1 pseudogene is annotated in these 332 nt (G+C 41.9%); it reads right to left on the bottom strand.

What is annotated here, in order from left to right:
- Positions 1-153 (bottom strand): annotated as a pseudogene (locus BCT81_RS05530) (DHH family phosphoesterase); the annotation flags it as partial.
- Positions 154-332 lie beyond the last annotated feature (179 nt).

Below are 332 nucleotides of genomic sequence, written 5' to 3'. Positions count from 1 at the left end.
ATTCTGTTCCGTTAGTTGGCCAGCAACCTGCGAGACCAGCTTGATATCGCGTTTCACCCCCGTGATTAAAGTGCTCTCTTTAGGCTCATTTAGGCGCAGTTGAAGCAATGCGATGATGCCATCTGCATCTCCGTTGAATACGTCGTAATGCATTTTGTTCCTCTTCCCGTGAGATTCAGCCATCCACGATAAAGCAATGTGTACAGCTTGTATCGTGAAGGTATAACTTAGCTTAATAGACGATGTTTATTTTAACCTTATTTCATAGATACTTAAGTCCGATTTGGAATGCCTTATTCTTAATCCTCTATCTTCGTATTTGTCCATACCTC

The sequence above is a fragment of the Vibrio sp. 10N.261.52.A1 genome (assembly GCF_002876325.1).
GTDB lineage: Bacteria > Pseudomonadota > Gammaproteobacteria > Enterobacterales > Vibrionaceae > Vibrio > Vibrio chagasii.
The sequence above is the reverse complement of the archived record's forward strand: the minus strand, read 5'-3'. Positions and strand labels throughout refer to the sequence as shown.